Raw genomic sequence first — 22,377 nt, forward strand, 5'->3', positions numbered from 1 at the left:
ATGATTTTATATTATTTATCAACGTTTAAAATATAACTTTAACTAATATTTAACCTGATTAAAACCCGATAATATTTAAATATTATATCAATGTATTAATCATCGAGCCCCTTATAATGTGCGGGCTGTAATTTTATAATGGACATATGAGATGAAAACCGATTTTGAAATCACGACTATGCGCGATTCAGCAGAACAGGTCGTCGGCATTTTAAAATCTCTGGCCAATACTGACCGTCTCCTTATTTTATGCCATCTCTCTCAAGCGGAACTGAATGTTTCACAAATTGAAGATATTACCGACATTAAACAACCGACACTTTCCCAGCAACTGATGATGCTGCGCAAAAGTGATGTAGTGAATACCCGTCGGGATGGTAAACAGATCTATTATTCAATTAAAGATCAAAATTTGATTGTGGTATTGACTACGCTTTATCAGCTGTATTGTGCGAATCAAATTAAATAGTTTATTTTTAAACACTATTTAACGCCAAAACACACTTCTCTACCCCATTGATCTGGCAGAAATAACGACTTTGTAGAAAATCGCTATAGCTGCTTCAAGAAAATGGAGGCCAGACCTAGCTGATTTATTTTAAAAACATAAATCATCACAAATTCGACCCCTTAAGATTTCTTAGCAGAATTTGTGCATAATATATCTATATTTGTGATTTAGACCTTTTTATGCCAAATTCCAAGTCTAAACTTCTGCATAGACTGCCTGCCTGGGCATGGTTAAGCGACTATACGCCGGTCAAATTTAAATCCGATGTGCTGGCCGCACTGATTGTCGTGGCGATGCTGGTTCCTCAGGGGATGGCTTATGCCATGCTGGCCGGTTTACCGCCGATCATGGGCTTATATGCCAGCATCCTGCCAATGATCATTTATGCGTTGCTCGGTGGCAGTTCGACTTTATCGATTGGCCCGGTGGCGATCATTTCAATGATGACTTTTGCCACGCTCAATCCACTGTTTGAAGTCGGCTCACCGGTCTATATCGAAGCTGCGACCTTATTAGCACTCATGGTCGGTATTATTTCCCTGCTCTTGGGATTATTCCGTTTCGGTTTCTTAATTCAGCTGATCAGTCATCCGGTCATTCAGAGCTTTATTATTGCCTCGGCACTATTAATTGCTTTTGGACAATTGAAGTTCTTGGTCGACCTGCCCTTAAAAGCCAATAACATTCCAGAATTTACAACAAGTCTCCTGGAGTATCTGCCGCTCCTGCATTTACCAAGCCTGTTATTTGGCCTGTTGTCGATGGCTTTACTGATCTATCTGCCCAAGTTGCTAAAATCTCAGGCAGTACAAAGCCGGATCGGCTCTACAGATTTTCTGGTACGGGCTGTGCCTCTCATTCTGGTATGTCTCGGGATTGCAGCGATTGTATTTCTGAATTTAAAGGGGCAAGGCATTAAAACAGTGGGTGCAATCCCGTCCGGTTTTCCGCCCTTGTCTTTTCCGCACTGGAACTGGGAACTGGTCATGACCTTGTTACCGGGTGCCAGCATGATCGCCATGATCAGCTTTGTGGAATCACTGTCAATTGCTCAAGCCACAGCCTTGCAACAACGCAGTCATTTAAACAGTAATCAGGAATTGATTGCCTTGGGGATTGCCAATATCAGTGCAGGCGTCAGTTCAGCCTTTCCGGTTACTGGCAGTCTGTCGCGTACCGTGGTCAATGCCGATGCCGGTGCCAAATCCCCCATGGCAGGAGTTTTGTCCTCCATTCTGATTATTTTCGTCAGCCTGTTCTTTACCGGATTTTTTGAAGATCTGCCCCTGACCATTCTGGCCGCCACGATTATTGTTTCCATCTGGAAACTGGTCGATTTTCGGCCTTTCTTTGATGCCTGGCGTTATTCTAAAGCCGATGGTATTGCCATGTGGATTACCTTTCTGGGTGTGGTGCTGATTGATATTTCCACTGGCCTGATTATTGGGATCATATCGACGTTTATCCTGATGTTATGGCGAATCAGTCGTCCGCATATTGCAGTGCTCGGACTGGTCGAAGGTACACAGCATTTTCGTAATATTCAGCGTCATCAAGTCAGTACCTCCGATCGGGTGCTGTCACTGCGGATTGATGAAAATCTGACTTTTCTGAATGCCAATAGCTTCAAAGGTTATCTGATCAATCAGATGAGCCTGAATGACAAGTTGCAACATGTGATTTTAAATTGCTCCAGTATCAGTGCCATTGATTTAAGCGCTTTGGAAATGCTGGAGGATTTAAATGCGGAATTGGCCAAACTGAACATTCGACTGCATTTTGCCGAAGTGAAAGGCCCGGTGATGGACAAGCTACAAGCCTCGAAGCTGATGATTCATCTGAGTGGCCACATTTATCTGACTCATTTTCAGGCAATTCGGGACTTGGCTCCAGAAATCTTTGAGCAGCATAAAGACTATACGATTTAGGACAGCAGATCGTTAAACTTATGGCCGGAGATTCAAACCGGTCATGACGCCAAACTTTTTTAAATTTTCAAATATAATTTGAATTTATCGATTTAACTTTGATATTTATTTCATGAATATAACTTTAAAAGAGATGATTTATTCAGCATCTTTAGATTGTTTTTTCAAATAAAAGTATTCTTTTATATTGATTAATTTTAGAATAAATCAATTATATCAATAACTTGTTTTTTATATAAAAATATATTTCAAGCCTTGTTTAAATTAAGTATAAAATAGCGCAACTTTTTCCCAAATTTAGCCCTCGTAATTTTCACAAGGCAATCTTATGTTTTCTGCCCTTATGCGTATGAGCCTAGTCTCTCGAATCATCATCGCCATTATTTTAGGTGTAGGTGTGGCTGTGGTATTTCCCGAAGCTACTCCCTCATTAAGCCTATTGGGCGACCTGTTTATTAAAGCCTTGAAATCTGTTGCACCGATTCTGGTTTTCATTTTAGTTTTAGCTTCTATCGCAAATTTTAAAGTGGGGCAATCCAACACCGCCATTAAACCGATTATGATGATGTATGCGGTAGGTATGTTCCTTGCTGCACTCAGTGCTGTCGTTTCGAGTATGTTATTTCCAAGTACGCTGTTTCTGGATATTGCTGCACAAGCGGACTTACAGCCACCTGGCAGTCTGGTAGAAATCCTGAAGAATCTGCTGCTTAGCTTTGTCGCCAACCCGGTCGTTGCTATTGCTGAAGCAAATTTCATTGGCGTTCTGGCCTGGTCTGTGGCATTGGGCATCGCCTTCCGTCATGCATCGGATACCACCAAGACCCTTTTGAATGATGCCGCCTTTGCGGTTAATTATGTGATTCGTTTAGTGATCAGTTTTGCACCTGTGGGTATTTTTGGTCTGGTTGCAGTGACTTTTGCTGAATCCGGTCTGGATACGCTGACCAGTTATGCACATTTACTTGCGGTACTATTAGGTACGATGGCTTTTGTTGCACTGGTAATTAACCCAATGTTGGTGGCTTTAGTGACGCGTCACAACCCCTATCCACTCGTCTTTACCTGCTTGCGTGAAAGTGGCATTACCGCCTTCTTTACCCGTAGTTCGGCCGCCAACATTCCCGTCAATCTGGATCTGGCAAAACGTCTAGGCGTCAAAGAATCGACCGCAAGTATCGCAATTCCTCTCGGTGCTGCGATCAATATGGCTGGGGCATCGGTCACCATTACCGTATTGTCACTGGCAACGGTAAATACCTTGGGCATTAGCGTAGATTTCACCACCATGCTGATTCTTTCCGTAGTAGCAAGCATCTCGGCATGTGGTGCTTCAGGTGTGGCCGGTGGTTCATTATTGTTAATTCCTGTGGCCTGTGGTCTGTTCGGTATTTCTTCGGATATCGCTATGCAAGTGGTCGCGATTGGTATGGTAATCAGTGTATTGCAGGATTCTACTGAAACTGCTTTAAACTCGTCTACGGATGTTTTATTTACCACAGCAGTAGACCGCGCATCAAATTGATTTTATATTGAATAATCAATATTTTTTGCCAATGATGTTATTATGCCATTACAGCGTTTACCTACCTGGATACAATTAGGGGCGTTCTTTCTTGCGGTGAATGCCGGCATGATTAACGTCCTGGGTCTGGTGACGGTATTACACCAGTCTGTTTCACATATGACCGGTAATGTCAGTATGCTGGCCATGGCGCTGCTGGACTGGCAGCCAGACATGATGCTATATCTGCTTCTGGTCACACTCTGCTATGTCATTGGTTCTCTGTATAGCGGGCTGATTCTAGGAAATAGTCACTTTCGCTTGGGACGACTTTATGGTTACCCTTTAAGCCTGGTGGCTTTTTTTATTCTGATCTGCTGGTTATTATTGCCCTATTTCCCGCGCTATGCCCTGTTATGGGCCTGTGTCGCGATGGGTCTGCAAAATGCCATGGTCAGCCATTATAAAGGTGCCATTATTCGCACCACGCATTTATCTGGTGTACTGACCGACCTTGGCTTGGCCATGGGTTACCGTTTACGCGGCTTAGATGTAGAACCACGCCGAGTCGTTTTACATTTACTTATTTTGCTCGGTTTTTTAAGCGGTGGTATTCTTGCCAGCTGGCTTTATCCTTATTTAAAATTAAATGCATTCCTGATCCCGGCAGGGCTGAGCCTGATGCTCAGTCTGATTTACTGGGTGATTTATTTACGTTATCGACATCAACACGATTAATTTCTGGACATTCTCATGGTTAAAAATGCATTGCAGGCACAATTGTTAAAGGCAGGTTTGGTCGATAATAAAAAAGCCAAAAAACTGTCTAAACAGGCTGTGCATGAAAAACGCACCGGTGATAGCACCGAGGCTGAAATCAAGGCGAAGATTGAGCAAGACAAGCAGCAGAAACTGGCCAAAGACCAAGCCATCGAGTTAGAGAAAAAAGCGGCCTTACAGGAAAAAGAACTGAAAGCCGCGATCATCCAGATGATTAACCAGCACAAAATCCGCGATACGGATGGTGATGCGGTGTATCAGTTTATTGATGACAGCAAGATCAAGAAGGTTTACCTGAACCAGCAGATCTATAATGCACTGGTGGCAGGCAGTCTGGTGATTGCACGTGAAAATGACAGTTATGTGTTCTTGCCTAAGGCTTTGGGAGATCGTATTAATGCCAAGATGCAAGGCTTTATCATTGTGAATAATTCAGAGAAAAATGAACAAATTACCGATGAAGAAGATCCGTATGCAGCCTATGTCATTCCGGATGACCTGATGTGGTAAGTTATTATTAGTATTTGATATCATACTAAACCGGCTTAGGCCGGTTTTTTTATATCAGATCACAGTCTAAAAGCTATTTCAGGTAAACACTTTCCAAAGATATGTATTAAAAGTTTAATTAAAATTAAAAAACCCAGGTTAAAGCTATAAACTCTTTAACAATTTTAATAGTGCGAGAAAAGTTAAGTTGGAACAGTTTAAGGTTGTCCAGAATATACAAGTGTGGGCTGATCAGTATCCCTGGCTAGAAATGTTCTCTTCATTGAGCATCGTGATTTTACTGGCAATTATTGCAAATCTATTTGCCAAACAAGTCGTTGTTCGTGGAATTCGCAAACTGATTTCCAAAATGCCTTTTGCCCATAATGAAATTGTTGCCGAGCATAGCGTCATTCGCCGTATCGCCAATATTGTACCGGCAATTGTGATTATGAACGGAATTACCACCGTTCCGCATTTATCTGACAAGGTCGAGACCTTTATCCAGATGGGTGCGCAGGCCTTTATCTTCCTGACCATTGCCCTGGCGATTGGCGAATTGCTGAATATTTTTAACCTGATTTATCAGCGCAATCCGAAATCGCGTAACAAGCCGATTAAAGGCTATTTGCAACTGGTCAAGCTGATCATCTTCATCGTTTGTGGTTTGATGATTCTGGGGACTTTCCTCAAGAAAGATGTCTTTACCTTGCTGGCCGGTTTTGGTGCCATGGCTGCGGTACTGATGCTGGTGTTCCAAAATACCATCCTATCGCTGGTGGCTTCGGTACAGATTTCCTCTTATGACATGGTGCGTATTGGTGACTGGATTGAAATGCCATCTTTAAATGCGGACGGCGATGTCATTGATATGTCATTACACACCATTACCGTGCAGAACTTTGATAAAACAGTCACCACCATTCCGACCAATAAACTGGTGACGGATACCTTTAAAAACTGGCGTGGCATGCAGGAAGCCGGTGCGCGCCGGATTAAACGTTCCATTCATGTCGATCAGAGCAGCGTGCATTTCATGTCAGCTGAGGAACAGAACAAGCTGAAAAAATTTATTCTGCTGGATCAATATCTAAATACCAAAACTGAAGAACTGCAGCAATTTAACTTGCAGCTCAGCCATCATTCGCAATATAACCAGCGCCGTCTGACCAATCTGGGGACTTTCCGTGCCTATGTGGAGTTTTATCTGCAACAGCATCCGGGAATTAGTAAAAATCACTCGCTGATGGTTCGTCAGTTACAACCGACCAGTGAAGGTTTGCCTCTGGAAATTTATGCATTTACCAATACCACGGTCTGGGTCGAGTATGAAAATATCCAGTCGGATATTCTGGATCACCTGTTGGCGATTATTCCTGAATTTGGCCTAAAAGTGTATCAGGCACCTTCAGGTTTCGACCTCAAGGAATCTTTTAGCGTTTCCTGAAAAGCTGCGACAATCTTCAAATAAAATAAAAGCCTGAAACTGGCTACAGTTTCAGGCTTTTGATTGGTCTGATTAAATAAAAATATAAAAATCGACAACTTAAACAAATATTAGATTGGGTATTGAGATGCTCAGGCTGAGATTGCAGACGCTTGCAGCTGCATCAGTTCTTGTAGCATTTTATAAAAATCATGTTCTGAGTCGAACTGCTCTTCACAGATCCTTTCGCCGTTTAATAATAAATGATGATAGCTTTGATGCTCATAAATCACCGTGTTCAGAAACTGTGCACCGGGCATATGCTTGAGCAGGTGCTGTGTCTGTTTCATTTCTGCAAGTTGCTGCTGTTCAGGAATCTTATTCAATACCGTATAAATTTTTAATTGAGTATTATATTGTGCGATCCCAATCGCCAATTGCACCAGTTCGGTTTCAAGTTGAATATCTTCTGGATTGATGGAACTGGGAATAATCAGCTTATCTGCATGTTTCAGGACTGAACGCAAGGCAGATGTATCCTGCCCGTCAATATCAACAATAATATAGGCGAACTGCTGTTTCAGTAGTTCCAGACGATGATCCAGACTACGACCATCTTGTTTTAAGATATCCAGATGCTCGAAAGAAAATTGTTTATTTTTCAGATTTGCCCATTCATAACCATACGGTTCCAGATTGGCATCAATGAGCAAGGTCGCGCCTTGCCCACGTAATAACTCATTGATATACATCGCAATCGTGGTTTTTCCTGAGCCTCGTTTACGGCTGGCCACTACCCAAAATACTCATCTTTAAGCTCTCTCGTTTTTGATTCTTTTTATGAGGAAAAATGGTTTAAACTTTAATATAATTATGGATTTAGAATTACGTATCTGGCATGAAAAGTAAAGTCTGATTTGGATAATAATTTTGTGGCTATTTCATCTAATCCTAGGCTTAAAAAAATTCAATCCTTTATAATCACTACAAAGCAAAATGCATGATAAGAGTACGATAATGTTTCGATGGCTTGAAAGACTGGTTGATCCCTATCCCACCAAAAACCTGAATCAACCTTTACCGACCAAGTTTTTTCCATTTGTCTGGCAGGCAGCCTACGGTGTGCGCCGTTATTTGCTGATTCTGGTGCTGTGTACGGCCGGTGCTGCCAGCTTTGAAGCCTTACTCTACTCAAAAATTGGCGATCTGGTAAATTGGCTCAGCAAAAGCCAGCCAGATACTTTTCTGGAACAACATGCCAGCAACCTAACCTTGCTGAGCATTATCCTGCTGGCCAATATTTTCTTTGCCAGTGCCCAATCCCTGATCAAGCACCAGATTTTGTATAGCAACTTTCCGATGCGGTTACGCTGGCGCTTTCATAATTTACTGATGAAACAAAGTCTGGATTTTTTCCATAATGATTTTGCCGGACGTTTATCTGCCAAAGTCATGCAAACGGCGCTGGCCATCCGGGAATTCTGGGTCATTTTGGGAGATATGCTGGCCTATGTGCTGATTTATTTCGTCACCATCAATATCGTTTTAGGCAATATTTCTCCCTATTTAGTTATCCCTTTGATGGTGTGGCTACTGCTATTTATCTGTGCGGCCTGGTACTTTATTCCGCGTTTAAGCAAGATTTCCAAGTCACAGGCCGATGCGCGTGCCGTCATGACCGGCCGTGTCACCGATGCCTATACCAATATCCAGACTGTCAAGCTGTTTGCCCATGCTGGTCGAGAAAGCCAGTATGCTAAAACCTCCATGCAGGAATTTATGGTCACGGTTTACAAACAGATGCGTCTGGGGGCTCAGTATGAAATCAGTATTTTATTTCTGAGCATTATTCTCTATGGTGGTGTGTTGGGTACGGCCATCTGGCTATGGATGGAAGGACAGGCCGAATTGGGCATTATTGCAGCCACCACGGCCATGATACTCAAACTGAACAGTATTGCCGAGTTTATGATGTGGCAGACCTCTGCCCTGTTTGAAAATGTCGGGACCATTCAGGATGGTATGAAAACTTTAGGCCGCAAGATTGCCATTGAAGATAAACCCAATGCCAAAGAGCTACAGCTTCAGCATGGTGAAATTAAATTCGACAATGTCAGCTTTGCCTATAATGATAAAAATGTCATTGACCAGTTTAACCTGACCATTCGCCCGGGTGAAAAAATCGGGATTGTGGGACGTTCAGGCGCAGGTAAATCGACCCTGATTCAGTTATTGCTGCATTTTTATCATCTTGACCAAGGTCGTATTTTAATCGATGGGCAGAACATTGAAGATGTGACGCAGGACAGTTTGCGTAAGAACATTGCTTTAGTGACTCAAGACACTTCGCTGCTGCATCGTACCGTTGCAGAGAACATCAAATATGGTCGTCCTGATGCAACCGATCAAGAGATGTATGAAGCGGTACGTAAAGCCAAAGCAGAAGAGTTTATTCCTCATCTGACCGACTTACGCGGCAAAAGAGGCTATGAGGCTTATGTCGGTGAGCGTGGTGTAAAACTTTCTGGTGGTCAACGTCAACGTGTTGCAATCGCACGGGTATTTCTAAAAGATGCACCCATTCTGATTCTGGATGAAGCCACCAGTGCGCTGGATTCTGAAGTCGAAGCGGCCATTCAAAACAGCCTCGATGATCTGATGCAAGGCAAAACCGTAATTGCCATTGCGCATCGTTTATCGACAATTGCCCAGATGGATCGCCTGATTGTAATGGATCAAGGCAAAATTGCCGAGCAAGGTACCCATGATGAACTGGTAGCATTAAATGGAATCTACGCCCAGCTTTGGCAGCGTCAAACGGGCGGATTACTGATACAACAACAGATCAAAGCAACGAAGGATCGTGAATAATGCTGTATTTGGAAGATTTGAACATCGCTGACCGCTTTAGCAGCCGTAAATATCATATGGGACTGGAAGAAATTCAAAATTTTGCCCGGGCTTATGACCCACAAGTCTTTCATACTGATGAACAGCAAGCTGCAGCCCATCCGGTATTTCAGGGAATTGCCGCCAGTGGTTGGCATACTGCGGCAGTGGTTATGCGCTTGTGGACTGAATGTTTTCCTGTGGCTTATGGGCTCATTGGTTCAGAGTCGCATCTGCGTTGGCCTTGTCCGACCCGCCCCGGGGATGAGATTCACGTCGAAGTCGAAATCATGGATATTCAGCCCTCCAGAAGCAAAACTGACCGTGGGATCGTTAGCTACCAGACGCAGGCATTTGACCAGCATCATAAAATGATTTTTAGTTCAACCACTAAAATTGTGGTATTTAAACGAGGATTTTCTCCGGTTTAAATTGATTTTTAGGCGAAATTCAGGCTAATCTGCCACAATGATTGTGGCAATAGCCAAAACTTTGTCCAACAATTTTAATGAAAAAAATGGCAGTTTCATGCCAATATCAGACCATAAATAAAAAAATTTAAGTGAGTGCAACGGATCGCGCATGAAAACAATTGCTCCACGCCAAGATCATGGAATTCCAGGTGTATACGCTCTTTTGCTGCTCGATGTCATTTCCCGCTGGGGATATAATGACGAATCGTTGTTCAAGCCCTTTGGCCTGAGTACGGAGCAGCTGGCGGATCCTGATTTTCGCATCCCGACACCTGTGGCCAATGAACTGGTCAAACATGCCCTCAAGCTGAGCGGTGAACCGACACTTGGTTATCATCTGGGTACCCAGATGCGGATTTCTATTCATGGTTTTATTGGCTATGCCATCATGACGGCCAAGGATATTACCGATGCATTAGTACTGGCCAACCGTTTCATCCAGCTGCGTATGCCCTTTTTACAGCTATTCTTTTCGACCTTTGGTGCCAAGGCTACAGTCCAGTTGCAAACCGATATTCAGCTGGAACCCTTACGCACCGAAATCTCGATTGCACTGATTTTTGGCATGATCAGTATGGCCAAGGCCATTACCGGAATTGATTATGCCGCTGGAGAAATCGATTTTGATTTCAAAAAACCGGAAGGCTTTGAACGCTTTATGGCCAAATTTCCACATCATCAGTTTCGCTTTGAACAGCCGCATTTGATCTTGAGTTTTGATAAGAGCTACCTGATGAACAAGCTGGTGCATGCCGATCCGATTGCCAGCCAGATTGCAATTAACCAGTGTGAAACTGAACTCTCGGCCTTGGGCGAGCGACACCGGATTGCGATGCGGGTCCGTGATATTCTGACCCATTCCGAGCAGCATTATCTGAGTATTGAAAGTGTGGCAGATCGTCTGCATATGTCCGACCGCACCCTAAAACGTCAGCTGGCGGCTGAAGGTACCTCTTTTTCTACGCTGGTCGATGAAGTACGCTACCGGCATGCGACGTCGTTATTGTCCCGGACCGACTTTAGCTTGGAACAGATTGCTGATGAACTTGGTTATAGTGATGTCGCCAATTTTAGCCGGGCATTTAAACGCTGGAGTGGTCGCAGCCCGAGCAACTGGCGCAAAGATCCTTATTTATAAAGGGTCATAAGCCTTTTGTTTTGGCCAAAAAGAATGTATAAAACATGTCAAAAATGATCTAAAGATTTTTAAGGAGTTATCAATGAATCATCCTTCAGAATTAAAGTACGCAAGTACGCATGAATGGGTACGCATTGAGGGTGATCTTGTTGTGACCGGTATTTCCGACCATGCACAGGATGCATTAGGTGATTTGGTCTATGTAGAAGCACCAGATCTTGATTCACACATCACTGCGGGTCAGCAAGCCGGTGTAGTTGAATCGGTCAAAACTGCGTCTGATATTCATGCACCTGTTTCTGGTATTGTCGTTGAAATCAATCCTGATCTTGAAGATGATCCTGATTTTATTAATGACGATCCCTATGGCAAAGGCTGGATCTATAAAATCAAACCAGACAATATGTCAGATGTTGAACACTTGCTTTCCAATACAGCATATGAAGCTGGCCTATAAACCCGCTTATATTTAGAAAATCAGCCTGCGGGCTGATTTTTTTATGCCATAGATATTGTTCCGCTTTCCCAATCGGCTTCAATTACATATATTCATATTAAAATATTATTGTATTTTTCACGTATATTTCCTAAAGTACTGAACAGGGCGCGCTGCACTCCTGAATATGCCACACTTATTTATAACAATAATTCCCCCATTCTAAGACCAGCGTCTCATCACCCATCATTTTAGGATAATCATGAATGCCATTGTAGCGCCGTTATGGACCAAGTCATTTGTACTGTGTCTGGCCAACAACCTGTTTTTATTTATTTTCTATTTTGCGCAAACCACAATTTTGCCGATTTATATCTTAAAAGAATTAGGTGGTAATCTGACCCAAGCTGGTCTGGCCATGACCTTATTTATGGTCTCTGCCATTGCAGTACGTCCTTTTAGTGGCTTAATTATCGAAAAATTTGGCATACGCAAAACTTTAATTGTCTCAGAAATATTTTTCAGTCTTTTTTCCTTAGCTTACCTGCTCGCTGATCAGCTCACGATTCTGTTTATCATCCGTTTCTTGCATGGCATCTGGTTTAGTATTCTGACCACAGCCTGTGTGCCGGTGGTCAACCAGTTTATTCCAGAACAGCGTAAAGGCGAAGGCATGGGTTATTTTGTCATGTCTGTCAATCTGGGAATTGTCCTGGGGCCTTTAATTGGTCTGAGTTTAATTGAATACTGGTCTTATTTTCAGGTCAGCACCTTGTTGATCGCTTTGGTTTTTATCGGCTTTATCTTCTGTTTACTGATTCCGGTCAAAGAGCCTGAAAAAATGATCGACAACACCGACAAGAAAACATCACTAGGGCTGACTGATTTTGTCGAAAAGAAAGCACTGCCTGTGGCAGGACTTGCCATGCTGATTTCCTTTTCTTATGCCAGCATCATGTCTTTTATCGCGCCATTTGCAGCCAGTAAGGATTTAATGGCCTATGCCGGTTTATTCTTTGTGATATTTGCAATTTCCATGATGAGCCTGCGTCCGATCACTGGAAAAATTTATGACCGCAAAGGTCCACAATACGTGATTTATCCGGCACTGCTGGCTTTTAGTCTGGGTCTGTTTTTACTGAGCCAGATTCAGACTTTATGGGGATTTATGCTGGCTGCGGTTCTGGTCGGAGTCGGTTTTGGTAGTGTGCAACCGTGCATTCAAACCTTAGCCATTCAACGTGCACCAAAACACCGGATTGGCTACGCAACTTCGACTTTTTATACCTGCTATGATCTGGGTATTGCCATTGGCTCAGTCCTGATCGGTGCTATCATTGCCGCTTATAGTTATCAAACTGCTTTTGTGATTTGTGCTGTCTTGACCCTAAGTAGTATGGGATATTTTCATCTGGTGGTTCAGGCTAAAGCAGTCAAAAATAGCTAACCCAAAACAGGCAGAATTCAAATCTACCTGTTTTGATTGTTTCCCAAGACAGTCTTTATTCAGCTACAGCTTGATTTTCTGCTGATTTTTCTTCAGGTTTTGGTTTTTGTAGCATAGAAAACTGCGTACTTTCTCCGACTGCTGCATTATCCTGACGATTACTTTTTAGCTTGATCTGTAAGCGTAATTCATTGGTGGAGTCGGCATTGCGTAACGCTTCCTCATAAGAAATTTCGCCCTGGTTATACAATTCAAATAAGGCCTGGTCAAAGGTTTGCATCCCCAATTCACGGGATTTTGCCATAATCGCTTTCAGCTCATGAAACTCACCTTTCAAAATCAGGTCGGAAATCAATGGCGTATTTAACATGATTTCAATCGCTGCACGACGGCCTTTACCATCCTGCGTCCGAATCAGACGCTGGGAAATAATCGCCTTCATATTCGAGGATAAATCCATCAATAACTGATTGCGGCGCTCTTCCGGGAAGAAGTTAATAATCCGGTCTAAAGTCTGATTGGCATTGTTGGAGTGCAAAGTTCCCAGACAAAGATGCCCGGTTTCGGCAAAAGCAATCGCATGTTCCATGGTTTCAGTATCACGAATTTCCCCGATCAGAATCACATCGGGTGCCTGACGCAAGGTATTTTTCAGCGCATTGTGCCAGGAATGACAGTCCACGCCGACTTCACGATGCGTAATCATGGATTTTTTATGTTTATGTACATACTCCACCGGATCTTCCACGGTAATAATATGCCCGGCTGAATTTTCATTGCGGTAGTCAATCATCGCAGCGAGCGAGGTTGACTTTCCTGAGCCGGTTCCCCCGACCACCAGCACCAGACCACGTTTCTCCATAATCACATGTTTAAGTGAATCAGGAAGTTTGAGCTTCTGGAAATTTGGAATTTCTGCGGTAATAGTACGAATCACCATGCCAACATTGAGTTGTTGCTGGAACACGTTGACCCGAAAACGCGAAACACCCGGCACAGTGATAGCAAAGTTGCACTCCAGTTCCGTTTCAAATTCCTTGCGCTGCTTTTCATTCATCAGGCTATAGGCAAACAGCTTGGTTTTTTCAGCCGTCAGTTCTTGCTGTCCAAAAGGCTTCATTAAACCCTGATGTTTAATACTCGGTGGAAAGTCGGCGGTAATAAATAAATCTGAACCACCATATTCGACCACTTTGGTCAGCATGTGGTGCATGAATTTTCGTGCTTCTTCTAAGAGCTCTGTTGCAAACATCAAGATCCCCAAACAACCTGCCATGACATTAAATTATTGAAAAAAAGGTTATATATTCAAATGGATATATTGTCTTTTAATTGTGTAGGGATTTATAAGAGGACACAAACAGATTTTATTTATTTTATAAAATTTATCATCTTATTTGTGTGATGTATTTCATGTTAAGTCAATTTACTGGGAAGCACTTTAAGCTTCTAAAATAAAAAGCACTTTCACCAAACCTGGTCAGAGAAAGTGCTTTTAAAGGTTTATGCACTGCGTTTTAGACAGCGAAGCGATAAATGCTGAGCAATGTTAAGCAACAACTGTTCAGTTTTTGTCCAGCCCAGACATCCATCAGTTACAGACTGACCATAAGTCATTTGCTCAGAAATTTTCTGGTTGCCATCTACCAAATGACTTTCTAGCATTACGCCACGAACATTGGTCTGTAAGCGTTCTACTACGATCTGTTCCAGTACTTCAGGCTGTAGCATCGGATTTTTCGAGCTATTGCCATGACTACAGTCAATCACCAATGCCGGTAAGTCGATCTGATGTTTGGCCCGGATTTTCTCAATTTCTGACAATTGGTAATTTGGTCCGCTATTCGAGCCACGTAAAATCAAATGTGCTTTCGGATTACCTTGCGAGTGTAAAATGCATGGCAAACCGGACTGACTCATACCCAGGAATTGATGTGGATGAGAGGCAGACTGAATGGCATCTAGTGCAATCTGGATCGAACCATCAGTACCATTTTTGAAACCGATGCTGTAGGGCATGTGACTTGAGATTTCACGGTGAATTTGCGATTCACTAGTGCGTGCGCCAATGGCACCCCAAGCCAGTAGATCATCAAAATAAGCAGTTGCCATCGGACTTAAAATTTCAGATGCAATTGGCAAGCCCATTTCAATAATTTTAAGGTATAAAGCACGGGATTTTTCCAGGCCCAATTGCATATTGGAAGAACCATCGAGGTTCGGATCGTAAAGAAAACCTTTCCAGCCCACGGTCGTGCGTGGTTTTTCGATATAAGCACGCATGACCAGAAAAATTTGATCAGACACCTGAGCTTGTAGCTGTTTTAATTTTTCTGCATATTCTAAAGCCGAGGCTTCGTCATGAATGGAACACGGGCCTGTAACCACCATTAATCGATGATCCTTGCCTTCTAATATATTTTGAATGGTTTGACGTTGTTCAGCGACTTGATGAGCCAATTGCGCAGACAGGGGCAATTGCTGTTTCAGTTGCTGAGGTAAAGTTAAAATGGTTTCAGCGTGATGTTGTTGTGATGTATTTAAGGTATTCATGACTTTAATCCTGGGACTGGCAATCAGTCCAAACTTTTATTTGAGCGTTATGGGTCTAATTAACGAGGTCGAGAGTGTCATGAGCTGACTAAAGTAAGACCAATAAAAGTTGTTAAAATATGAATAGTTAAAGTTTGTCATGGCTGTCTCCAAAGTTTTGTAAAAATGATAAGCATAAAAAAACCTGATCAGGGTTGCCGATCAGGTATAAACTGGTGGGCAACCTGTTCATTGCCCAAACGCATTCAGGCAATTATCTAAACTGCCAGAAATAAAAATATGCGTTTGAAATGATAGGTTGCTTTAACATGTTATGTCTTTCATAAAATGTGAATCTAAAATTAAAATACGCGGTCTCTGCGCATTTGACAAGCATTAAATATAAAAAAATATTTATTAACTTTTCTACTTTTATTTATCAATTTACTGAATAGTGTTGAATATCGATAAAATTGGCAAAACCTGTAAATTTAATATAGGTCTTGCCAATCAAATTCAATACACAGATTAAAAATTAGTGTGTAACGCGATTCCAGGCATCACGTACCGCATATTTCGCCTGTTCCCAGTTTAAACGCGATTGGCCCTTCATCTGTTCCCATTTTACTCTAAGCTCAGGTTCAACATCTTCAAAACGGGTATTGGCATCATAGCTGCCGCGGTTTTCATAACCGACCCGATACGCCGTATCATAATCACGGTCATAATCCAGATCGCTATAGGTGGTACGAGCCTCTGAATAGTATGGTGTATTAATGGAATTATCACGCCAATAAGCTTGTTCTTCTGTTGGGTTCATCGCTTCGCCGACACCCTTACCTGCCAGACCGCCGACCACAGCACCAACAACCCCACCCACAGCTGCACCTACAGGGCCACCTGCTGCACCAATGGCTACACCTGCCGCTGCGCCACCTGCAGCGCCTACACCTGTACCAACAGGGTGTGCGCCCGGTTCACCGGTAATTGGATCGGCATTTAAATCATCACGCACATCTTTAGGAGAGTTTTTTATTACATCACGATCAAAATTATCATTCGACATAGCGCTTATCCTTATTCTTTAAAATGGTTTAATCACGTATTTTGATACGCTCTATTTAATATAAGCATCTCGAATGTAATGACATTAGCAGGCTTGTGTTGTTTAAGTGATTCTCTGTGACGCTTTCATGCACTAATGTATCCTGAATTAAGTGAAACGCACATAGAAAAGACCGGTATTAAACCAGTCTTTTCAAAATCAAACGCTCACTTATTCAAAATGAATAACGGTACGAATTGATTTGCCTTCATGCATCAGGTCAAAAGCATCATTGATCTGTTCAAGCGGCATGGTATGCGTCACAAAAGGTTCAAGTTGAATTTCACCTTTCATGGATTGTTCTACCATGTCTGGTAATTGTGAACGACCCTTCACTCCACCAAATGCAGTCCCCATCCATTTACGGCCTGTGACTAACTGGAATGGACGGGTGGAAATTTCTTTACCTGCTCCAGCGACTCCAATAATCACCGACTGACCCCAGCCACGGTGCGCACATTCAAGCGCTGAACGCATCACATCAACATTACCGATACATTCAAATGAATGGTCTACGCCCCAACCCGTCATTTCTACAATTACTTGCTGGATTGGCTGATCAAATTCTTTTGGATTTAAGAAATCTGTGGCACCAAACTGTTTTGCCAGTTCAAATTTATCCGGATTGGTATCTACCACAATAATACGACCTGCTTTGGCCTGACGTGCACCTTGTACCACAGCCAGACCGATACCGCCTAAACCGAATACTGCAACACTGTCGCCTTCTTGGACTTTGGCCGTGTTATGCACCGCACCAATACCAGTGGTTACGCCACAGCCGAGCAGACACACATGCTCATGATTGGCTTCAGGATTGATTTTTGCCAGGGAAACTTCAGCAACCACTGTATATTCAGAAAAGGTTGAGCAGCCCATATAATGATAAATCGGCTCACCATTATAAGAAAAACGTGTGGTTCCATCCGGCATGACACCCTTACCTTGAGTTGCACGCACAGCCACACACAAGTTGGTTTTGCCAGATTGACAGAACAAGCATTCGCCACATTCAGCAGTATAAAGCGGAATTACGTGATCGCCCGGTTTCAGACTGGTGACACCTTCACCAACTTCGACCACCACACCTGCGCCTTCATGGCCTAAAATCGCCGGAAATACGCCTTCAGGATCTTCACCAGACAACGTGAATGCATCGGTATGACACACTCCGGTATGGCTAATTTTTACCAATACTTCACCTGCTTTGGGTGGAGCAACATCTACTTCCACGATCTTTAAGGGCTGACCTGGACCAAACGCAACCGCTGCACGTGATTTCATGTAAAACTATCCTTTTTTGCTGATTTACAGATGACTAACAGTAACCTCTTTCTATTCGGAGATTCAACTATTAACATCAGAAGATAAGGAATAAAAAATCCTATAATCAATGGAACATCAATGACTAACCCTTCACCTTTTGTTTGTTTGAACATTTTAACTTTGAGCATGATTCTTTCTGGCTGCGAACTGGCTGCAAATACTGCTGAACAAGCAGAAATCACGCCGGTTCGACCTGCGCACTGGATTGATAATCAAATTTCAAAACAGCAGATGAATGAAGGAAAAACTGCTTTTTTACCACTCTATGATGGTTTTATGAGTATGGCCGCACGTTTGCACCTGATCAATAAAGCCCAATATCATCTGGATCTGCAATATTACATCTGGAAGGATGATTTTATCGGCAACATAATGCTGGCCCAGCTGTTAAAAGCCGCAGATCGCGGTGTCAAGGTGCGAGTGCAGATTGATGACCAAAATGGCACCCAGCTTGATGATAAACTGCTGGCCTTAAGCCAACACCCAAACTTTGAAGTGCGGATTTTTAATCCTTATAAATTCCGTCATTTACGTGCGCTGGATTATGGCTTTAGAATGAAACAGATCAATCATCGCATGCACAATAAACTGATCATTGCAGACGGTACCGCAGCTGTCACTGGTGGCCGCAATATCAGCAGTGAATACTTTGATGCCAGCGAAAATTTCCAGTTTACCGATGTCGATATTTTCTTTGCAGGTCAAGCCGTAGAAAATGCCAATCAGACCTTCATCAATTTCTGGAATGATAAGCTGAGTTATGATGTTCGGCAGATTCTGAATGATTCAGGTCATCCGGAAATGTTAAAAAGGCTAAGAGCTGATTTTGCGCGCGAAGAAGTGGATGAAACTGAATTAAAACGCCGAGTAGGTATTGCCGAAAAACAAGTTGCAGAGCACTTAAAGAAACAACCCATCTACTGGGCACGGGCTTATTTTGTCGCGGATACACCCGCAAAAGCACGTCCTCATGCAAAAAATGGCGATTATATTTACACCCATATGCTTGAACTGATGGGCGAGCCGAAAAATCATCTGGAACTGGTCTCCTCGTATTTTATTCCCACACAAAAAGGCACAGATTATTTAAGTATGCGTGCACAACAGGGTGTCAAAATTAGAATCCTGACCAATTCTTTTCAGGCCAATGATGTAGCTGTGGTACATGCTTATTATCAGCAATATCGTCAGCAGCTCTTGAAAAATGGCATCGAACTCTGGGAGTTTAAACCGTATATAGTCCGGCCAGAACGGACTTGGTATGAAATTATGACTGGTGACATCATCCCGGCCAAAAATAAAAACAGTTCGAGTCTACATGCCAAATTTTTTGATCTGGATGGTATGGTGTTTGTGGGTTCATTTAATTTTGATCCGCGTTCAGCTTATCTGAACACCGAAGTCGGTTTGGTGGTTAAGTCGGAAGATTTTCAAAAGGAAATCTCTAATGCGATGAATCAATTTTTACCGCGTGTGGCCTATCAGCTCAAACTAAATGAAAAAGATGAAATAATCTGGTTAGAGCACCAAAAAGATGGCCGTACTATTCAGCATGTACATGACCCGGAAACCACAAAATTTCAGCGTTTTATGATGAATCTGGTGACAAAATTCCCCGGGGAATGGCTAATGTAATGACATTGTAATGACTTTGGTATTACACAACGTACAGAATCTATTTTCCGGGCATGGTAGCGTCAAGTCATCTGGCGCTATCATCGCTTAAAGGGTTTTACAGGCGATTAGCCTTGCTTTAAAATTCAACTTTTCCAATATTTTGCGATTTTTTCGCCCTCTACTCCCATGCAATTTTTTGATTTAAGCCGTCAGTTTAAATTCAGTGATATTCTGACGCCTGTAAAAACTCTCCATGATTTATCTCAGCAAGAATGGTATTTGGCCAAAATTCGGGTAGAACATGATTGTCTGTCTGAATCCGATATTATTCAGGGTCAAGTTGTTCTAAAATCCAGTGAAAATATACAGCTCGAGTTAGAGTGGTTGATTCACGATAGCGGTCATGATTTACAGGTATTATTCAAAGGTGTCGAAACTGAAGCGCTTGAAGAAACCTGCGTGATCTTAAAAGGCGCACAACTAGTCGATGAACAACAGCAATTGCTCTCTGCACAGGCGCTCAGTTTATGGATTGATGGGACGTTATTGCCGATGTTGCCAGAGATCCGTCAGGAAATTAAAACCCGTTTAAACCTGTGGGACTATGTGGAATATGATGGTTAATCGCCGAGTTTTCTATTTTTTAAAGAGCTCATGTGGCTCTTTTTTTATGATGTAAATAGCATTTTAGATTGATTAAATTGCCCTATCTTCAATTTTTTCAGACAATGCCAAGCTAAGTAAGTTGTTATAAAATTTATAAATAATAATAAGAGAATCAAGACATGATTTCTGATAATGAATGGCATCAGATACGCCAAGTGGTCGCTGATGCACAACGGGCTGCCATGCATTGCTCTATTGCAACAGTCAATTGCAAAGGTTTTCCTAGTATTACTCCGATTGGAACCATATTTCTCAACAAAAAGACCAGTGCGGGTTTCTTTTTTGATACTTATTCCACTACTTTTTCTGAAAATTTACAGCATCAACCCATGGCCTGCATACAGGCCGTCAACAGTAGCAAACTGTTTTGGATTCATTCGTTGCTTAAAGGTAAATTTAAGCGTTATCCAGGAGTACGCTTATATGCAGAAATTGGCCCTTTACGTCCGGCCTCGCCAGAGGAAATACAGCAGGTGGAGTCTCGTATTCGAGCTTTAAAATGGACCAAAGGTAGCCAGTTAATCTGGTCCAGCTTTCATCATGTCCGGGAGATTAAAATCAATAGCTATCGCTGGGTCAAATATCCAAATATGTGAATAAATAAAGCTACTAACTTACAAATAGTAAGTTTATTTCTTATCTACAACCTAAAACCTCTTTAACCATTTTTTATCTGATTATTAGATTAAATATTAAACCAAACCCACATGCTCAAACATCATCCGGTAACTTTCGGCTTTTTTCTCCAGAGAAACCGGATATGCTCGAGAAGATGAAGGCATTCGATATAAATGCAGTTCGCGTCCTTCCAGGTTGGTTTGCGTCGGCTCTCCAATTTTTGGCTTTTCTGCATCTTCAGGCATAGACAGCATCATGGTATCGGTGGCTTTATCACCGGTGGTCATAATGTAGGTACATTCTGGGATCTGTAGCAATAAATCCTTTAAATTGGTCGGTACCACAATTTCCAGAAACTTATCTGAAGCATTGCCCGTCAGCCGTCTGATCTGAGAGGCACTATCAAAAATCGCAATTCCAGTCTCCAATAGAAATTCACGGATCAATGATTCCTGAAATTTTTTATTCTCAATATCCAGAAAATAATCTTTATTTTGAAAGAAAATTAAACCAAAAATCCGCCACATATCGTTTTGATAATTTGGATAATAAAAATTCATTTTCCAGCGAGTTGCTGGTGGTGGAAAACTACCCAGCATCAGCAACTTGGCATTTGGCGGTAAAAAAGGCGGTAATGGATGCGTTTCAATATCAGACATAGAATTCCTTAAATTGAGAACTTTCAACTATTTTAGAGTGTTTGCCGAATCTTGCTAGCCACTTCTTGTCCCCAAAGTGTATAAACTTCCTTACTCGGATGAAAACCATCTGCAGCCATTTCTAAATTCATGGCACGATATTTTTCAATATCATATTCAACCCATTGCATGCTGTCTTGGCTTGCTACGAATTTCGCCAGTTGCTGATTCATTTTTTTGGCATATTGTCCAAATAACCAGGCCAAAGGATTTGGTAATGCCGGGAACATATTCATGGGTGGCACACCTGCTGCAATGACCAGTTCAGGACTGAATTTTTGTTGAATCATGGCATATAGTTTTTTCTGTTTTTGAATCCAGATATCAGCCGGCATGAGCTTGGTTACATCATTTACACCAACCGAGCTAATGACCACATCAAAATGTTCTGTCTCCAGTTGTTCTATGGCACGAATCACTTTAGCTGTGCTATCCCCTGTTTTTGCATGCAATTTCCATTGAATTTTAAAGTCATGCTGCAAATCTTTTAAAATGGCGCCCAGCAATGCATCATCCTGATGCTCTACCCCAACGCCGGCAGCCGCAGAATCGCCGACAATCAGTATAGAAAGCGGCTGGCCTTGACCGCACGTTCCTTCACGTTCACCCTCCGGTTCTGGGAGTTGCACAGTGTTTTTTTTGACGCGATTGCCCTGAATTACCAATACTGGAATTAATGCAAGAGTCGATATTTTCAGCCACATAAATCTATACTTTAAATATAAAACAATGAATTAGAACTTTATTGTAACCTGTCATGCTATGAGTTTTGATAAAACATCATGTAAATAATT

General features: G+C 42.3%; 21 protein-coding genes. 14 read left to right on the plus strand and 7 right to left on the minus strand.

The features are described 5' to 3' along the window. The first annotated feature begins 151 nt into the window (after nucleotides 1–151). The 6 genes from FTU45_RS09795 (at nucleotide 152) to FTU45_RS09820 (ending at nucleotide 6,659) form a co-directional block, all read left to right on the plus strand. Nucleotides 152–469 carry a helix-turn-helix transcriptional regulator gene (locus FTU45_RS09795; protein ID WP_005170781.1) on the plus strand — a complete coding sequence of 106 codons (318 nt, stop codon included), beginning with the start codon at nucleotides 152–154 and terminating at the stop codon, nucleotides 467–469. A 221-nt stretch (nucleotides 470–690) separates the two neighbouring features. Further along, entirely contained in the window at nucleotides 691–2,439 is a 1,749-nt protein-coding gene (locus FTU45_RS09800; RefSeq protein ID WP_005170778.1) for a SulP family inorganic anion transporter, read from the plus strand. A 328-nt stretch (nucleotides 2,440–2,767) separates the two neighbouring features. Next, entirely contained in the window at nucleotides 2,768–3,964 is a 1,197-nt protein-coding gene (gene sstT, locus FTU45_RS09805) for a serine/threonine transporter SstT (protein ID WP_159515738.1), read from the plus strand. A gap of 42 nt (nucleotides 3,965–4,006) precedes the next feature. Further along, nucleotides 4,007–4,681, plus strand: a complete 675-nt coding sequence (locus FTU45_RS09810; protein ID WP_005170772.1) for a YoaK family protein — start codon at nucleotides 4,007–4,009, stop codon at nucleotides 4,679–4,681. 15 nt (nucleotides 4,682–4,696) lie between these two features. Continuing rightward, on the plus strand, nucleotides 4,697–5,233 hold the full coding sequence (locus FTU45_RS09815; RefSeq protein WP_005096992.1) for a DUF2058 domain-containing protein: 537 nt from the start codon (nucleotides 4,697–4,699) through the stop codon (nucleotides 5,231–5,233). Nucleotides 5,234–5,420: 187 nt separating this feature from the next. Further along, nucleotides 5,421–6,659 carry a mechanosensitive ion channel family protein gene (locus FTU45_RS09820; protein ID WP_180076344.1) on the plus strand — a complete coding sequence of 413 codons (1,239 nt, stop codon included), beginning with the start codon at nucleotides 5,421–5,423 and terminating at the stop codon, nucleotides 6,657–6,659. Between the two features lie 131 nt (nucleotides 6,660–6,790). Here FTU45_RS09820 and FTU45_RS09825 read toward each other — a convergent pair whose 3' ends face one another. Then, nucleotides 6,791–7,432, minus strand: coding sequence for a hypothetical protein (locus FTU45_RS09825; protein ID WP_373683712.1), 642 nt, complete (start codon nucleotides 7,430–7,432; stop codon nucleotides 6,791–6,793). A gap of 223 nt (nucleotides 7,433–7,655) precedes the next feature. On the opposite strand from FTU45_RS09825, the gene FTU45_RS09830 reads away from it, so the two are divergent. The 5 genes from FTU45_RS09830 (at nucleotide 7,656) to FTU45_RS09850 (ending at nucleotide 13,021) form a co-directional block, all read left to right on the plus strand. Continuing rightward, on the plus strand, nucleotides 7,656–9,509 hold the full coding sequence (locus FTU45_RS09830; protein WP_005096995.1) for an ABC transporter ATP-binding protein: 1,854 nt from the start codon (nucleotides 7,656–7,658) through the stop codon (nucleotides 9,507–9,509). Beyond that, complete coding sequence (locus FTU45_RS09835) at nucleotides 9,509–9,958, plus strand: MaoC/PaaZ C-terminal domain-containing protein (protein ID WP_005096996.1); 450 nt, start codon at nucleotides 9,509–9,511, stop codon at nucleotides 9,956–9,958. The genes FTU45_RS09830 and FTU45_RS09835 overlap by 1 nt, the downstream gene beginning before the upstream one ends. A 151-nt stretch (nucleotides 9,959–10,109) precedes the next feature. Then, nucleotides 10,110–11,138, plus strand: a complete 1,029-nt coding sequence (locus tag FTU45_RS09840) for an AraC family transcriptional regulator (protein WP_100354802.1) — start codon at nucleotides 10,110–10,112, stop codon at nucleotides 11,136–11,138. An 82-nt stretch (nucleotides 11,139–11,220) separates the two neighbouring features. Further along, complete coding sequence (gene gcvH / locus FTU45_RS09845; RefSeq protein ID WP_005097000.1) at nucleotides 11,221–11,595, plus strand: glycine cleavage system protein GcvH; 375 nt, start codon at nucleotides 11,221–11,223, stop codon at nucleotides 11,593–11,595. 241 nt (nucleotides 11,596–11,836) lie between these two features. Further along, a complete protein-coding gene (locus FTU45_RS09850; RefSeq protein ID WP_100328583.1) occupies nucleotides 11,837–13,021 on the plus strand; it encodes an MFS transporter in 1,185 nt (394 codons plus the stop codon). 55 nt (nucleotides 13,022–13,076) lie between these two features. Here the strand turns inward: FTU45_RS09850 and FTU45_RS09855 are convergent, their stop codons facing one another. The 4 genes from FTU45_RS09855 to FTU45_RS09870 all read right to left on the minus strand — a co-directional run bounded on the left by FTU45_RS09855 (nucleotide 13,077) and on the right by FTU45_RS09870 (nucleotide 17,942). Continuing rightward, nucleotides 13,077–14,273, minus strand: coding sequence for a PilT/PilU family type 4a pilus ATPase (locus FTU45_RS09855; RefSeq protein ID WP_074382739.1), 1,197 nt, complete (start codon nucleotides 14,271–14,273; stop codon nucleotides 13,077–13,079). A 251-nt stretch (nucleotides 14,274–14,524) separates the two neighbouring features. Beyond that, a complete protein-coding gene (locus FTU45_RS09860) occupies nucleotides 14,525–15,574 on the minus strand; it encodes a 3-deoxy-7-phosphoheptulonate synthase (RefSeq protein WP_180001448.1) in 1,050 nt (349 codons plus the stop codon). Nucleotides 15,575–16,088: 514 nt separating this feature from the next. Further along, nucleotides 16,089–16,619, minus strand: a complete 531-nt coding sequence (locus FTU45_RS09865) for a hypothetical protein (protein WP_005097004.1) — start codon at nucleotides 16,617–16,619, stop codon at nucleotides 16,089–16,091. A 210-nt stretch (nucleotides 16,620–16,829) separates the two neighbouring features. Continuing rightward, nucleotides 16,830–17,942 (minus strand): S-(hydroxymethyl)glutathione dehydrogenase/class III alcohol dehydrogenase, encoded by a 1,113-nt coding sequence (locus FTU45_RS09870; RefSeq protein WP_100354801.1) that lies wholly within the window; start codon nucleotides 17,940–17,942, stop codon nucleotides 16,830–16,832. 120 nt (nucleotides 17,943–18,062) lie between these two features. Here FTU45_RS09870 and FTU45_RS09875 point away from each other — a divergent pair, with 120 nt between their 5' ends. From FTU45_RS09875 to FTU45_RS09885, 3 genes are all read left to right on the plus strand, one after another. Continuing rightward, complete coding sequence (locus tag FTU45_RS09875) at nucleotides 18,063–19,619, plus strand: phospholipase D family protein (RefSeq protein ID WP_180076345.1); 1,557 nt, start codon at nucleotides 18,063–18,065, stop codon at nucleotides 19,617–19,619. Between the two features lie 168 nt (nucleotides 19,620–19,787). Then, on the plus strand, nucleotides 19,788–20,225 hold the full coding sequence (locus FTU45_RS09880) for a hypothetical protein (RefSeq protein ID WP_005097007.1): 438 nt from the start codon (nucleotides 19,788–19,790) through the stop codon (nucleotides 20,223–20,225). A 161-nt stretch (nucleotides 20,226–20,386) separates the two neighbouring features. After that, the gene (locus FTU45_RS09885) at nucleotides 20,387–20,863 is read left to right on the plus strand and encodes a hypothetical protein (protein ID WP_005097009.1); all 477 of its coding nucleotides are present in this window, start codon (nucleotides 20,387–20,389) and stop codon (nucleotides 20,861–20,863) included. 96 nt (nucleotides 20,864–20,959) lie between these two features. Here the strand turns inward: FTU45_RS09885 and FTU45_RS09890 are convergent, their stop codons facing one another. After that, nucleotides 20,960–21,544 (minus strand): uracil-DNA glycosylase family protein, encoded by a 585-nt coding sequence (locus FTU45_RS09890; RefSeq protein ID WP_005097010.1) that lies wholly within the window; start codon nucleotides 21,542–21,544, stop codon nucleotides 20,960–20,962. A 32-nt stretch (nucleotides 21,545–21,576) separates the two neighbouring features. After that, nucleotides 21,577–22,287, minus strand: a complete 711-nt coding sequence (locus FTU45_RS09895; RefSeq protein WP_180076346.1) for an SGNH/GDSL hydrolase family protein — start codon at nucleotides 22,285–22,287, stop codon at nucleotides 21,577–21,579. Nucleotides 22,288–22,377: the final 90 nt, after the last annotated feature.

Source organism: Acinetobacter sp. YH12106, assembly GCF_013418995.1.
Taxonomy (GTDB): Bacteria; Pseudomonadota; Gammaproteobacteria; order Pseudomonadales; family Moraxellaceae; genus Acinetobacter; species Acinetobacter pseudolwoffii.